16 protein-coding genes are annotated in these 13898 nt (G+C 69.1%); all 16 read left to right on the top strand.

The window, feature by feature from the left end; genetic code table 11:
* Positions 1-1214: 1214 nt before the first annotated feature.
* A complete protein-coding gene (locus ACGWYJ_RS37545; protein WP_395111348.1) occupies positions 1215-2057 on the top strand; it encodes an SAM-dependent methyltransferase in 843 nt (280 codons plus the stop codon).
* Positions 2054-2977: an SAM-dependent methyltransferase gene (locus tag ACGWYJ_RS37540; protein WP_395111347.1), complete on the top strand. Its 924-nt coding sequence runs from the start codon at positions 2054-2056 to the stop codon at positions 2975-2977. The genes ACGWYJ_RS37545 and ACGWYJ_RS37540 overlap by 4 nt, the downstream gene beginning before the upstream one ends.
* Positions 2978-3566: 589 nt before the next feature.
* Positions 3567-3872, top strand: coding sequence for a hypothetical protein (locus tag ACGWYJ_RS37535; RefSeq protein ID WP_395111346.1), 306 nt, complete (start codon positions 3567-3569; stop codon positions 3870-3872).
* Complete coding sequence (locus tag ACGWYJ_RS37530; RefSeq protein ID WP_395111344.1) at positions 3869-4741, top strand: hypothetical protein; 873 nt, start codon at positions 3869-3871, stop codon at positions 4739-4741. The genes ACGWYJ_RS37535 and ACGWYJ_RS37530 overlap by 4 nt, the downstream gene beginning before the upstream one ends.
* Entirely contained in the window at positions 4738-5652 is a 915-nt protein-coding gene (locus ACGWYJ_RS37525; protein WP_395111343.1) for an endonuclease/exonuclease/phosphatase family protein, read from the top strand. Before ACGWYJ_RS37530 ends, ACGWYJ_RS37525 begins: the two co-directional genes overlap by 4 nt.
* Complete coding sequence (locus ACGWYJ_RS37520) at positions 5649-6347, top strand: HAD family hydrolase (protein ID WP_395111342.1); 699 nt, start codon at positions 5649-5651, stop codon at positions 6345-6347. Before ACGWYJ_RS37525 ends, ACGWYJ_RS37520 begins: the two co-directional genes overlap by 4 nt.
* A 113-nt stretch (positions 6348-6460) precedes the next feature.
* Positions 6461-6895: an HAD family hydrolase gene (locus ACGWYJ_RS37515; RefSeq protein WP_395111340.1), complete on the top strand. Its 435-nt coding sequence runs from the start codon at positions 6461-6463 to the stop codon at positions 6893-6895.
* Positions 6896-6948: 53 nt separating this feature from the next.
* Entirely contained in the window at positions 6949-7959 is a 1011-nt protein-coding gene (locus ACGWYJ_RS37510; protein WP_395111339.1) for a hypothetical protein, read from the top strand.
* A gap of 266 nt (positions 7960-8225) precedes the next feature.
* On the top strand, positions 8226-8969 hold the full coding sequence (locus ACGWYJ_RS37505) for a CPBP family intramembrane glutamic endopeptidase (protein WP_395111338.1): 744 nt from the start codon (positions 8226-8228) through the stop codon (positions 8967-8969).
* Positions 8966-9445, top strand: coding sequence for a hypothetical protein (locus ACGWYJ_RS37500; RefSeq protein ID WP_395111337.1), 480 nt, complete (start codon positions 8966-8968; stop codon positions 9443-9445). The genes ACGWYJ_RS37505 and ACGWYJ_RS37500 overlap by 4 nt, the downstream gene beginning before the upstream one ends.
* Positions 9442-9789, top strand: a complete 348-nt coding sequence (locus tag ACGWYJ_RS37495) for a hypothetical protein (RefSeq protein WP_395111336.1) — start codon at positions 9442-9444, stop codon at positions 9787-9789. Before ACGWYJ_RS37500 ends, ACGWYJ_RS37495 begins: the two co-directional genes overlap by 4 nt.
* A gap of 68 nt (positions 9790-9857) precedes the next feature.
* Positions 9858-10379, top strand: a complete 522-nt coding sequence (locus ACGWYJ_RS37490; protein ID WP_395111334.1) for a hypothetical protein — start codon at positions 9858-9860, stop codon at positions 10377-10379.
* Between the two features lie 255 nt (positions 10380-10634).
* Positions 10635-11474 carry an AraC family transcriptional regulator gene (locus ACGWYJ_RS37485; protein WP_395111332.1) on the top strand — a complete coding sequence of 280 codons (840 nt, stop codon included), beginning with the start codon at positions 10635-10637 and terminating at the stop codon, positions 11472-11474.
* A gap of 79 nt (positions 11475-11553) precedes the next feature.
* A complete protein-coding gene (locus ACGWYJ_RS37480; RefSeq protein WP_395111331.1) occupies positions 11554-11715 on the top strand; it encodes a hypothetical protein in 162 nt (53 codons plus the stop codon).
* A 61-nt stretch (positions 11716-11776) separates the two neighbouring features.
* Positions 11777-13453: an ISL3 family transposase gene (locus ACGWYJ_RS37475; protein WP_395111349.1), complete on the top strand. Its 1677-nt coding sequence runs from the start codon at positions 11777-11779 to the stop codon at positions 13451-13453.
* Between the two features lie 70 nt (positions 13454-13523).
* A complete protein-coding gene (locus ACGWYJ_RS37470; protein ID WP_395111330.1) occupies positions 13524-13853 on the top strand; it encodes a hypothetical protein in 330 nt (109 codons plus the stop codon).
* Positions 13854-13898: the final 45 nt, after the last annotated feature.

Here is a 13898-nt window from a genome sequence, read left to right as displayed (position 1 = left end):
CAGTCGGTGAGGGACCATCTGAGAGCGGCGCGGCGGTTGGCTGATCGGGTGCCTGAAGGCGTCTATTGCGGGACAGCGTTCGGCCCGGCATCCCTAAAGGTGCATGAGGTCGCGGTGGCAGTGGAACTTGGCGATGGTGCGGGTGCTCTGGACTCGGCCGGCGACTGGACGCCGCCAGCGCTGCTACCGGCCGAGCGCCGATCGCATTTCTTCATCGATATCGCACGTGCTCGGTTGTGGCTTGGGCTCCGCGAAGGAGCCTTTGACGCGCTCTGCGAGGCACGGCGGATTGCCCCACAACATGTCAGGGAGCATCCGTATGTCCGGGATGTTCTCATAACTCTTCTGCGTTTGCATTCATCCCCCTCTCATGCGTTGGTCGCGTTTGCAGAGTGGGCTCGCGCTATTTAGCCAGGTCAAGTGGTGACACAAGATGTGTCACTCAGGACCCTTTGCGGACGACAGCATCATGGCATGCGAGCGCACAAGTATGCCGCCAGGCAACTTGACGGTGATGGCAGATGTCCCACACGGGCAAGGGTGATCCCGGACCTGAAACGTCCGTACCAGCCTATTCGCGGCTCAACCATAAGGTGTGTCCGATACCGCGTAGTTCGCCAGAGACTCGCGATCACCTCACGGCGCTTGGCACGCACATGTCCGGGCGAATGCCGGCCATCGACGCTCGTTGCCTGGCCAACCTTAGCTTGTCCGGAAGAGGCGACCATGATCTTTGCCTCGGCCGTGTCCTCGCTGCTGCCATTCTTGCCCGTGCCCGCCGCATGCATGGCAAGGACATGGCTGCATCTGGCCGACTGTGCGGTCGCTGGCTACGTGGCTCCTAGCCGTTTCCGCAAGCACCGGTTGCTGGAGTTGGCGACACGATACGCGGTGGTGGGTGGCGCTGGACTCACCAGCGATTTCCAGCGCCAGGAGAGGAAGAGCTGCTGCACCCGCCCGGCGGGCGCTTCGACCCGTCCCGCGCCGTGGCGGTGATCCTCATCGACCCCGCCGCCTCGGCGGACTGCCACCGCGGCGTCCCCGTCACCGGCCCTTCCTTCGCGTGGCGAGCCACGCGGCAGCTGGTGGCGCCCGTCGGCGACATCCCCGCTGCCGTCCACGCGATTGAGCACGTCACTAGCCACAGCGACGCCCCACCCGGTACGCCTGTGGCCGGTGTCCACCCCCGAACCCTTCACCCCCGGACATCCCCCATGACCAGAGATCATCCCGCCGACGTCCCACCCGGCCCTGAAGGTGACCCGACCGCCCCTCACGGGATCGATGTCGGGACCCCGCACAAGGCCCGGGTCTATGACTACCTGCTCGGCGGCAAGGACAACTTCGGGCCCGACCGAGAACTGGCCGACCGGCTTCTGCAGAAGGAGCCACGGCTGCGTGGGGGCGCGATCGCCAACCGCCAATTCCTGGTCCGCGCCGTCCGGACGATGGCGGCCGAGTTGGGGATCCGCCAGTTCCTCGACTTGGGAACCGGGCTGCCCACCCGCCCCAACATCCACGAGGTCGTCCAGGAGGTCGCGCCCGAATGCCGGGTGGTGTATGTCGACAACGACCCCATGGTGCTCGTGCATGCCCGTGCCCTGCTGACCAGCAGCCCCGAAGGCAAGACCACCTATGTGGACGCCGACCTGCGCGACCTCGGCGCCATCGTCGAGAGGGCGGCCGAGACGCTGAACTTCTCCAAGCCGGTCGGTGTGACGGCGGTCGCCAGCCTGCATTTCCTGACCGACGAGCAGATCGCGGCCGTGCTGCCGGTGCTGCGCGAGCCGTTGTCGAGCGGCAGCGCCCTGGCCATCAGCCACGTCCTGGACGGTCTCGAATCGGTCATGGACGACTACCGCGCCAGCGTCGGCAGCGGCTACCCCCGCACCCCCGAACGAGTCATGGCATTGTTCGACGGCTGGTCCCTCCTCCCGCCGGGCCTGGTCGAGCCCAACGCATGGCGGCCCGACCCCGAGACCGGAAAGCTCACCGAGCTGACGTCCATGGCCGACATGGTGCTGTGCGGCGTCGCCGTCCTCGGGGAGCAGCCGTGACCGCGATCATGGACACCCGCACGGCCGTGCCCGATCAGGGGTTCGACCCGCACACCCCGTCCTACCCGCGGGTGTGGCCGTACCTGCTGGATCTCAGTAAGGACGCCTACCAGGCGGACCGCGATTTCGCCCGCGCGTTGTGGGAGCACATCCCGGGAATGCTGCGGGTCGCGTGGAGTCGGCACCTGGGCCGGTGCGCCCTGGCCCACTACCTCGCCGGCTCGGGCATCACCCAGATCATCGTGGCCGGCACCGACCTGCCCTGCAACGAGGTGGAGATCCACGAGATCGCCTGGAGCGCCAACCCGGCGGCCCGCACCGTGTACGCCGACCACGACAAGCTCGCGGTGGTGTACGCCCAGGCCCTGTTCCGCGGGCCCGGGGCCTGTGCCGCTGTGCAGGCCGCGCCGGGCGACGCCGATGGGCTGCTGGACGCCGCGGCCGAGCATGTGGATCTTGGTGAGCGGGTCGCGGTGTTGTTCGTGACCTCGCTGGATCTGCTCGATGACACCACCGCCGCCGCCGCGATCCGCCGCATCACAGCCCGCACAGTGGGCGGCAGTGCGGTCGGGATCGTGCACTTGGGCGCTGGCGATCGTGCGGCGGCCAGGCTGTTGCCGGCTCTGGCCGCCGGCCACGGCGCCGCCGTGCCGCGGCTGCGCGGCCCCGCCGAGCTCGCGGCGCTGCTGCCGCCCGGGCTACGGCTGGTGCGGCCCGGGATCGTCGACGTCACGGCCTGGCTGGATGGGGCCGCCTTCCCGGACGGTCCCGGCCACGCATCCCAGGCGGACGGGTTGAGCGTGTGGTGTGCCCTCGCCCGCACACCGCGCGGCCCGTTCAACGGTTCTGCGCGGCGTGTTCTCAGGCGTCTGACCGGTGGGTACGTCCCGCGCCTGGCGTTGCCGGGCGGTACCCCGTGAGGGGCGTGCTCACCGCGAAGCTGGGACGGCCCTGGCGCTACTCGGCGCAGCGCCCGGGGCCGTCTCACCGCACCAGCCCGCGGGCCCTGCGCAGGGGTGGCCAGGGCCCGCGGGTTCGGAACCGGCGGGGACAACTGCCGTCCCCCGGGGCTGCCCTGGGACCCCCATGAAGGTCTCCACGACCGGTGCGCCCCACCTCCTAAACGGGGACGGTCCCGGCGTTTCCCGCGCAGCGCGCTGGGCCGTCCCACAACCCGTGTCAGCCCGCGAAGGCCCTGGGCGAGGCAAGGCCAGGGGCGCGGGTTCACCAAGCGGGGCCTTCCGGCGGAGCGCCAGCCGTACAGCCCCGCACCCGGACGAGTCGTGGCCCGGGAATTCGCGCTCTCACCCGAGGGCCACGACTCCCCACCCACCGCATGAGCGACCAACCTGACGGGACACGATCGTGATGACCGATGTGAACACCCGGCCCGCGCACAGCCGGAAGGCCGCGCCCGTTCCCGGCCGCCGCCCGCAGACCACGACAGAACGGGGGAGCGGGCACGAACCAGGGCACCGCGGGGTGCGGCCCGATTGTGCGCTGGCGTGCTTGAACCTGCCCGCGCGCATCCACGATGCGCTCACCCGCCCCAACCCGGATCTGCGAACGGTGCGTGATCTGCTGGCCCTGGTGCGCGCCGGAGCCTTGGGCGAGGTCCGCGGCATCGGCCCGCTGCGTGCGACCACCGTCAAGCAGATACTGCTCAAAGCCGGGCTACCGTCGCCGGGTGAGCCGGGCACGGTCACCCCCGCCTCCTTCGGCTCGGACTGGTGCTCCTCGCCGGCGACTGCGCACCTGCGCGGCACCTGGCTGACCCTGGGCCCAGGACCGTCGCGCCCGGGGCGGGCGCGGTGAGCAGGTTCGACGAGCCCTTCGACGAGCACTTTGACCTGAAGGTGGTGTTCGCTTGCGGCAACGCCGACCTGCAGGTCGAGGCTCTGTACCGCGAACGCCGCTCGGTCTACCGCGCCATTGCCGGTTTCGGTGAGGGGTACTGGTCGGACTGTCAACGCCTGTACGGGCGGCTGTCCACGCCCCCGGCCATCGCCGCGCTGCCTGCGTCCCGGCGGCCGGCGGCGTTGGCGGCCGATGAGGCCGCCCGGGTTGCCGGGGCGCACCTGTACGGGCTGGATGAGGCGGCGACGAGGGCTGCTGTCACGCTCAGCGATGACATTGCGCGTCATGGGCCACCGCTGGCGGAGGCGGGCACGTCCCGCCTGGCACCGCTGGTGATGGTCACGCCCCCCACCCTCAGCGGGTTTCTGCGGTTTGCCAGCGGCGTCGGATACACCAGCTTTGGTGTTCCGCTGATGGCGTTCCATTGGGGGCCGCTGCCGGAGGGGACGTGGCTGGCCTGGTGGGCCGACAACCGCGTCGCCGCCCAGATCGATGCGCGGAACCAAGGCCGCACACAGGAGGAAGTCGAAGCCTTTCTTCGAGTGATGGGCCCGCTGACTTTTGGCGAGTCCGCCACCACCCTCTACACCGGCCCGGAGGTGGAGCTGCCCGAGGCCGACCTGCCCTCCCCGCAAGCCATCGCCCGAGGACGCGCGCTGTACTACATCGCCGTGGCCGCCTGGGTGCTGCTGACCGACCCCGGCGCGGCACGCCTGATCACCCGCCAACCCACCCCAGCACAAGCCGCCCAGGACCGCCGCGCCGGACTCAAACCCCGGCCCGCGACCCTGGCGACCAAGCCGATCACGGCTCGGTGGCCAGCGTGAGCGCTGGCGAGGTGACCGTCGTGGTGCTGAATCTGGAGGACGGCGGCTGGGATCGGCAGCACGAAGACCACCGCAACCTGGATCTGCTGCCCGAGTTGATCGGCCACGTGCCCGCGGTGGATGTCGTGCTGTTCCAAGAGGGCAAGCACTACGGGCTGCGAGGGCAGGAGCTGCGGTATCGCGCGGAGACCCTGCTGGGCCGCTTCGGGCTTCGCTCGTTCATGACTCCGAGCACGATCGGTCAGCTGCATGATCTGGTGTTCGTCCGGTGGCCGCGGTTCCGCCCCGTCACGCACTACAAGGCTGGGCTGCCCGACGTCTTCCATGACCAGATCGGCTGGCTCCACTTCCAGGTGGAAGGGCTGGACCGGCCACTGGCGGTCAGGTCGCTGCAGTGGCCGCACTGGGACGGCGGCGCCCGGCTGGACGCCGCGCAGAAGCTGACCCGGTTCGCCGCTCCGGGCCGGTTGTCGCTGCTGGGCGGGGACTTCAATGCGCTGTGGCCCGATTGCCGCCGTCCCCGTCAATGGTGGCGGCCCTGGCCGCGGCGCGTACACCGCGAGTTCGAGCCTAACTGGGAGCGGCTTCCGCCGCGCAAACGCACGCACAAGACCCTCCCGCCGGGCCTGCGGCCCCACGGGCGGCTGGTGTCGGACCGGCGCGCGATGCAGGTGCTGAAGGAGGTGGGGTTCGTCAACGCCGGCTGCGTGGCCGGGGACATGACCGTCACCGTCAACACCAACATCGACCACGGCCAAGGCGGCCGGATCGACCACATCCTGTTCAGCCCCGACCTGGCACCCGCCCAGGTGGCCGGCTCCTACCGGGTGTGGATCAGCGAACTCGGCACCCGGCTAACCAATCACCGGATGGTCTCGGTCCGCTTGAACCTGGATCAGGTGGCGCCATGAGCCCCGATCCCGCCGCCGTCCAGCCAGGCGACATGACGCCCATACCCGTCCTCCTAGGACCGATCAGCACGGTCGGCACCGACGGCTCGACGATCTCCACCGACCAGATCGACCCCGAACTCTTCGCCATTTGTCGCGGCTCCGCAACCAGATTGAACACGCCGCACCAGGCGTCAGCCGACTCCGCCCACGCCCAAGGACCAGCGATGAGTAGCTCACTGAGCTGCCTGGTGACCGACTACGGCTCCACCATCTCCGCGGACGCGATCGACCACCTCATCGGGCAGAAACCGGTCGACCCGGCCGCCGCCGCCACGCTCCGCACACTGCATGATGATCTCGCCCTGCGCATCATCTTGGCCAGCAACACTGAGCGGCACGAAACCCGCTGGCCCGCGCTTCAAAAAGCCGGAATAGCCGACCTGTTCAGCGTCGCGTTGCTCTCATATCCGCTCGGTATCGGCAAACCGGACCCCGTCTTCTACCAACTCGTGCTCGCCGCAGCTCAGGCACCACCCGAACAGGTCCTCTTCGTCGGCGACAACCTCCACTGCGATGTCATCGCGCCGCTCGCCCACGGCATGCGCACCGCCCTCGTCCGGCCTGACGGGCTGCGGCCCGGAGAGTCTCTGCCCAACGGCGCCCTTCTCATCCGACACGTCCGTGACCTGCCCGCACTCCTGGAGACCATGTGAGACCCGTCACACCCACATGCGAGGCGCACCGCCGAACTGCGACACCGAGCCACCTGCGACAGCAGGAACGATCACATAACGGCGGAACGATCAGTACCGACCGCGAGGATCATGTGATCGGGCAGAAACGTGTGGACCCGCTGGCTGCTGCCGCCTTGCATGATCTGGCCGAGCTCGGCTTGCGGTTGCTATTGGCGACAAATGCCACCGCGACCGAGACCCGCTGGCCGGCGCTGCAGTTGGGCGGCGTGGAAAAGCTTTTCTCGGTCGCCCTGATCTCATATTCACTAAATGTCCGGAAGGATGACCCGCTGTTTTATGAATTGGTGGTGACAGCGGCGCAATGCCCGGCTGACCGGGTGCTGTTCGTCGGTAACGACATTGCCCAGGATGTCATCGGGCCGATGCGGGCCGGAATGCAGGCGTGCCTCGTCCGCCCGAACGAGCTGGTCCCAGGCGAGGAGCTACCCGACGGCGCGCTGCTCATCCGCCACGTCCGCGAGCTACCCGCACTCCTGCGCACATCCGGACCTGTCGCGAGCCGATAGCGCCGCCTCCGCCCATGCTCCCGCCCCACTGTCCACCTACCCAGGAAAACACGATGTCCGATACCACGCCGACGACCGCGCCCGCGTCGAGCACGTCACCGCACGCCCACCAATCCGCGGAAGGTACCGCCCCGCCGCCGAAGGGCAAACTGCGGGACTTCGCGGAGATCATGCAGCAGCAGTTCAAAACAGCGCTCCGAGGCCACGCGCTGGGTGCCCTGCTCCTCCCGCTCCTGCTGCTGCTGGTCGGCGCCGGCCTCGGAACGCTGATCCGAGCCCTGACCGCACCCACCGTGGGCACCGTAGTGACCACGGTGGCGGCCGCCGCGCTTGAGGCCATGATCGTGGTGGCCACCGTGATCGCCTACCGTCGCGGGCCCGACCCGAGTATCGACTGGGCTACCGCGGCGCCCTACCAGCAGCGCCTGACCGAGGGACTGCCCGACCAGGTCCGCCATCTGCTGGCCGGGGCCCAAGCCCGGGTCCAACGGCAGCGGCCCGTCGCGCTGGATGTCTACCTGTTCTCGCCCCGCATCAGCGACGAGCACGCCCGAATCTGCACCCTCGACACCGGCTACGGCTGCCCCTGCTGGGGTGGGCGGATCAACGCCTGCGTCGTCCCCGCCCGGTTGCATCCGGTGCTGGTGGTCGGTGACCGGCTGCTCGCCCAGCCCGAGGCGCTCGCGTTCGTGTTGGCGCACGAAGTCCACCATGCGCGCCGTCCCTGGTTTGGGCTGCGGCTGGTCCTCGGCGGGCCCGTGCTGCTGGGCTGGCTGCCGCTCGCGCTGGCCGTGCCGGGACGCCACCTGCTGGTGATCGCCCCCGCGGTGTGGGCGGCCACAATGCTGCTGCGCTGGATCGACGAGCTGGCCGCCGATGTGGCGGCCGCCCGCACCACCCCGCCCGGCACGGCCCGAACCTGGTGGGAGCTGTACCGCGAATCGCGACCCAGGCCGCGGCGCCGGGCCCGGCAGTTCCTCTTTCAAGTTCTCGCGCCGGCCCATCCGCCCGTCACCCTGCGCGCTGCGCTCACTACCCAGATCCAGCAGGCGGGACCGGCATGACCCGTACCCGCCGGCAGGCCGTGAAGCTCACCTAATGGCCTGAGCTGCGCTCCTGCAGCGACGCGAAAGCGCCGCCCCCAGGCCCGATATTCCCGACCCGATGTCCACCACCTAGGAACCCGATGTCCGACAACTCCCCAACCACCCCACCTCAGACAACGCCCCACCGCGGCCAGCGGCCCTCCGATCGCCTCACTGAGCGGCCCCAAGCGGCACCGCTGCCCCCGCACCGGCCGTGGCGGCTCTGGGAGGCCATCGTGGCCCTCGTGGGCCAGCTCATCCTCGGCCAGATCATCCTGGTGCTGTTGGCCGTGGCCGGCGCCCCCATCGGAACAGACCCGGCCGGCCTCATCACCGCCGCACTGGCCAACATCACCGCCTTGGTGATGGTCGTGGCCGGGCTGGCCCGGGCGCGGCGGGACCGTCCCCGCGCCGACCTGGCCCTGCGGCCGGTCTCGCTGCGTCAACTACTGCTGTGGCCCGTGGCGGGGCTGGGCATCTACTGGGCGTTCGCCCTGCCCTACACCGCGCTGGTGGATCCGCCCGCTCAGACCGTCGAGACCAGCGTCGCCGCCGCCCACGGCGCGACTCTGATCACTCTGACGATCGTGGGGGTGTGCCTGGCCCCGTGGGCCGAAGAGCTGTTCTGGCGGGGCCTGGTCTACCGGGCGCTACGCGGCCGCTGCCGCGCCCTGATCGCCGCTCCGATCGCTGCGCTGCCCTTCGCCGCGCTGCACCTGGACCCGACCGGCACAGCAGATCAGCTGCTGTTGCTGCCACTGCTGGTGGCGGGCGCCGTCATTGCCTGCGTGATGCTCGAACAGACCGGGTCGCTGCTGCCAGGGATTGTGTTCCACGCCGGGTTCAACGCGATCGGGTTCGCCATCGACGGCGACCCCGCCACCGCAGCCGCCGCCGCAGCCGCAGCATGGGCGATCACGGCCGCCGCCTGCCTCACCCCGGTGCTCCGCGCACGGCCGGCACCCGCGGACCCCGGAGGGCAGCCGTGACCCCGCCGCCGAACGTCGAGGGTGCCTTCCCAGAGCTGGGCACCCCGTCCGTGACCTCAGGAAACACGGCAGATGCCTGCGGCTCGGCCTCCCACGCCCCAGGCCACCGGGTCACGCTCGACTGCCCGGTCCAGTGCATCGGAGTCGAAACGATCGGTGACCTGGTGCGGGCCCTGACCGACTCGGCCGCACGGCTCGGGCTCGGCTCACCACCCACCCACGTGTGCCACCGCGTCAAAATGGCCTGCGCGCTGAGCTGCGTACCCCTGCCACTGCGCGTGGTCCACGCCCTGGAGAGGTACCAGCCGGACGTGCGGACCGTCGCGGACCTGATGGCCTGCCTGCGAACCGGCGCGTTCCAGGAGATCCCCCGCATCGGCCAGGCAAGCGTGAAGCGGACCAAAGAGGTGTTGCGGGCTGCGGGGTTCTCCCCGCAGGACCACCCCTACCTCAACGAGGGGAATGACCGCGCATGAGTGAGCACGTACCCGACCCCGCGGTGCGAGACCCCGTAGTACAGGAGATCCGCCGCCGGATCGCCGCCGCCGTACAGGATGTGCCCGAACGCATCGGGCACGTGGTCGAGATCGAGACCGCCACCCACGACGACGATCGAACCCCGGGCGGCGACCAGTTCATCGCCATCACCTTCGCCTGGGCGGAACCCGACGCCGATGATGACCCCAACCAAGCGCCCCCCATCAGGGCACTGAAGGTGTTCATCCCGGCCGATCTCATGCGCAACACTCACCAGCAGCTCGCCATGGTGCATCCCTGCCAGCTACTCACCACGCACCCACCCAACGGGAAGGGCCCCTAGCACGCGACCAGCTCACCCCGCCGCACCCGCCTTTTCTCTGGACAACCGGACACGAACGGACGACCCCGATGCCCAACGACGCCCCCACGAGCCCCGAGCATGCACAGCTTGACCGAGACCCTGAACTTGTCGAGCTGCTGAACGCCCGCCCCTGGGCACAGCGGCTCCCCGCCGGCGGCCCGTCCCTGCCCGGCGTCTACGCGATCCTGCTCGACCTCATCAACGCCACCGCCGACAACTGCGGACCGTGCTCGGAGAGAGCTAACGAGCGGGTACGGAATCTGAGGCAGCCACATCGCGCCGCGCTGGTCACCATCGGCGCCCACCTCTGTGACCGCCTGGCCGAGAGCGCCGGGCTGCCCGACACCGTCGGCGAGGTGTTCATCAGGACGAGCCTGGCCGAACTCATCGCCAAAGCTCGCCCCCTCGGGGACGACGCGCAATCACCCCAGGCGTCCGATGAGGTGTTCGCGCACGCCGCCCGTGCGGTTCTAGCCGACTCGGACGCCTTCACCGTCTTGGTCAACGCCATCGTGGACACCGCCCTGGGCATCCGCGAGTACGAATCCGCAGCCGCCGAGAGCGACTAGCGCTGCTTCTAGGCCCAGGCTGGAGCCTGCCGTTCACGCGCGTGCTGGGTGAGTATTTCCTGGTTTGGCCGCCTGACCCTGTGTCGTGATGGCTGGCGGTCCGGGTGAAAGCGGCTCTTCACAAAGTGGGGTGTAGTTGGGGCCTGAAATCCGCCGGGGGCGTCCGTCAGGGACGGCGTCGGCTCGGTCTGGCGTCGGCGCGGCCGGACCGTCCCGGCGCGCGATGCTGGGCGGGCGGTCGGCGATGATGTGGGTGTGCAGTATGTGTCCAGGGTGCCGCGTCCGCCGCTGGGCGAGCTGATCGACGACCTCTACTACCTGGAGGGCGCGCCGCCGTACTCCAAGTTGGTGCTGCCGGCGGCGCCGGCGCCGTTGCTGATCGTCAATCTCGGGGCGCCGTTCCTCATCCGCGCCGGCTCCGCCGACGAGGCGGCGGAGTACGCCGACGGCTGCGCGGTCGTCACTCCCACCCGCGCGTGGGAGTTCGGCTATCCGACGCCGACGCAGTCCGTTGGTGTCCATTTCAAGCCGTGGGGTCTGGCGCCGTTTCTTCCGATGCCCGCGGCCGAGTTGTGTGACCGACCGGCGACGTTGGATCAGGTCTGGGGTCACCGCGCGACCGGTGAGCTACGAGACCGACTGGCCGTGGCGGACTCACCGCGGGACATGCTCACGTTGCTCGAGGACGAACTGGTGCGACGATTGCGCACGATCGACGGGCTCGACCTCGTCCGTCAGATGAGCAGCGCAATCGTGGCGACCGGCGGGACTGTGCCGATCAGCGATCTCGGCGTGGCAGCCCGCGCCAGCAGTACCTATCTGGCGAAGCGGTTCAAAGCCATCGTCGGCGTCACGCCAAAGAGGCTGGCTCGCAGCTATCGCTTCAGTTACACCGTGCTGGCGATCGACGTCGCTGCCCCGATCGACTGGAGCGAGGTCGCCGCTGAGGCGGGTTACTTCGACCAGGCCCACTTCGGGCGCGAGTTCCGGGAGTTCACGGGTCTCACGCCGACCCGGTACGTCGAGGTCCGGCGGCGGTTCCTGCGCGATTACCCCGGACACGCCTTGGATGGATGGCCACTGCCGGCCGATTGATTTCGTACAAGAACGAGCACTCGCTCCGCACAAGACTCGGACCTCCGAACAGAGGAGGAAACCCGTGGGAAAAGTTGTCATGAGCGCGTCGGTCTCGGTGGATGGTTTCATCGCAGCGGAGAACGACGATCCCGGCCCGATCTTCGAGTGGCTGGTCAGCGGTGACGTGCCGTTTGTCAGCGGACACGAGAAACTGGCTCTGTCGCGAAGTGTGGGGTGCGACCACGGACTGTGCCGGTGAGTTTCGTCCGGGGCTGATCGCGATCTTGTAACGGTCCGCGCATAGGTACGGCCGCTCGGTGATGATCGGGTTCGACCAAGAACATGATCGTCAACAAGCGGCCGCGGAGTTCATTGTGCATGCCGGGCACCCGGCAGGCGAAGCCTGCCTGCAGGTCTTCTTCCCCCACTTGACCGAACTGGTCGTCGAGGAGATCTCCGATCGCGGGAGCTATGTGCTGGTCAGAGCCCGAACCCGCGGCGGACCAGCGTGCTGTCCGGGGTGTGGAATATCTTCTGACCGGCTGCATGGGCACTACCGTCGGCTGCTGCAGGACCTGCCCGCCGGTGGCCGTCAGGTTCTCATCCGCCTGTCCATACGCCGGTTGACGTGCCGGAACCCTGAGTGTTCGGTGCGGACGTTCGCCGAGCCAGTCACCACGCTGGCCGGACGGCATGCCCGCAACACCACCCCGCTGCGACGCATGCTGGAACGACTCGCACTCGCCCTGGCCGCACGGGCCTGCTCCCGGCTGATGGCGGTCCTCGGCGTCACCGTCTCCAGAGACACCCTGCTCCGGCTCGTCCGCGCTCTGCCCGACCCCGAGATCGGCCAGGTCACTGTGCTCGGCGTCGACGATTGGGCCAAGCGACGCGGGAACTCCTACGCCACGATCTTGATCGACATGGCCACCCACCGGCCCGTCGACGTCCTGGACGATCGCCAGGCCGACACCTTCGCGGCCTGGCTGCGGGAGCATCCTGGAGCCCAGGTGATCTGTCGCGACAGGGCGGGGAACTACGCCGAAGGGGCCAGCGCGGGCGCACCGGAAGCGACACAGGTGGCTGATAGGTGGCACATCTTCAACAACCTCTGCAAAGCCGCTGAGACCACCGTCCGGGCTAACCGAGCTGACCTGCGAGAACCTGAACCTGCCAACGAGGAACCGGCCTCCGCCATGACCGCCGACACCGCACCGGCCCCGGCCGAGCCGCTGGACACCTCGCGCGCAGCGGTTCGCACCCGCGAACGTCACGCCGCCGTGCACCAGCTCCGCGAGCAGGGCTGGACCATCATCGCGATCTCCCAGCACCTGAACCTGGACCGCAAGACCGTCCGAAAGTTCGCGGCTGCCGCCACCGCCGAACAGCTCATCAACGGTGCTCGCCGTGGCCGGCCTCCCGCCTTCGCCGAGGCCCTTCCCTACCTGCGGCAACGCGTCGCCGAGGACGACGTTGTCAACGCCGCCCAGCTCTATACCGAGCTGCGAGCCCTGGGCCATCGCGTCAGCCGCCGCACCGTCCGTCGCTACGTCGAACCCCTCCGGGCCAGGCTCACCACCCCGCAACTTTCGCCGCCCCCGCCGACGGTCCGCGAGGTCACTCGCTGGATCACCACCCATCCCGACCGCCTCACCGATGACGAGAAGGACCAGCTCGCGGTGATCCTGGATCGCAGTCCCTTCCTGGCCTCGCTCGACCAGCACGTCACGACGTTCGCCGAGATGATGGTGAACCGCACTGGAGCCACACAGCTGAAGAGCTGGCTAGCCGGCGTCGAAGCCGACGACCTTCCCGCCCTGCATTCCTTCGCTAAGGGCATCGACCGTGACCTGGACGCCGTCACCAACGGCCTGTCTCTGCCCCACTCCTCAGGCGCGGTCGAGGGCAACGTGACGAGAATCAAGGCACTCAAACGCGCCCGCTACGGCCGCGCCAACCTCGATCTTCTCCGGAAGCTCATCCTCTGCGCCCACTGACCGAACTACAGACGGTCACCAGAACACACACTTCGCGACAGAGCCAGGAAGTGATGTCCGTTGACACCCGTTGGACGACAGTGGCGTCCTGAAGGTGTCGCAGGCGTCCTACGACCACACCCGGCCGTACTGGGACGAGGTCGCAGTGACAATCGCCGGCCGCCACGTCTTTGACATCACCGACGGCTGGGACGGGACACCTCCCAGCGGGGTCGACCACGCGGTCATCGTGACGCACCGGCCGGCGCCCGAGGGCTGGGACCCCCAGGCGCCCTTTCACTTCGTCGATGGCATCGAGGCAGCCGCGGCCAAGGCGCGGGAGCTTGCGGGTGACCGCACTGTCGAGGTCGCCGCCGGCGACGTCGGAGGGCAGATGCTTGCCGCCGGGCTAGTGCGGTGACCACGAACGTTCACCGGGTTTGATCATGCGGCCTTGGGGCGTGGT

Source organism: Actinomadura sp. SCN-SB, from assembly GCF_043906805.1.
Lineage (GTDB): Bacteria > Actinomycetota > Actinomycetes > Streptosporangiales > Streptosporangiaceae > Spirillospora.
The sequence above is the reverse complement of the archived record's forward strand: the minus strand, read 5'-3'. Positions and strand labels throughout refer to the sequence as shown.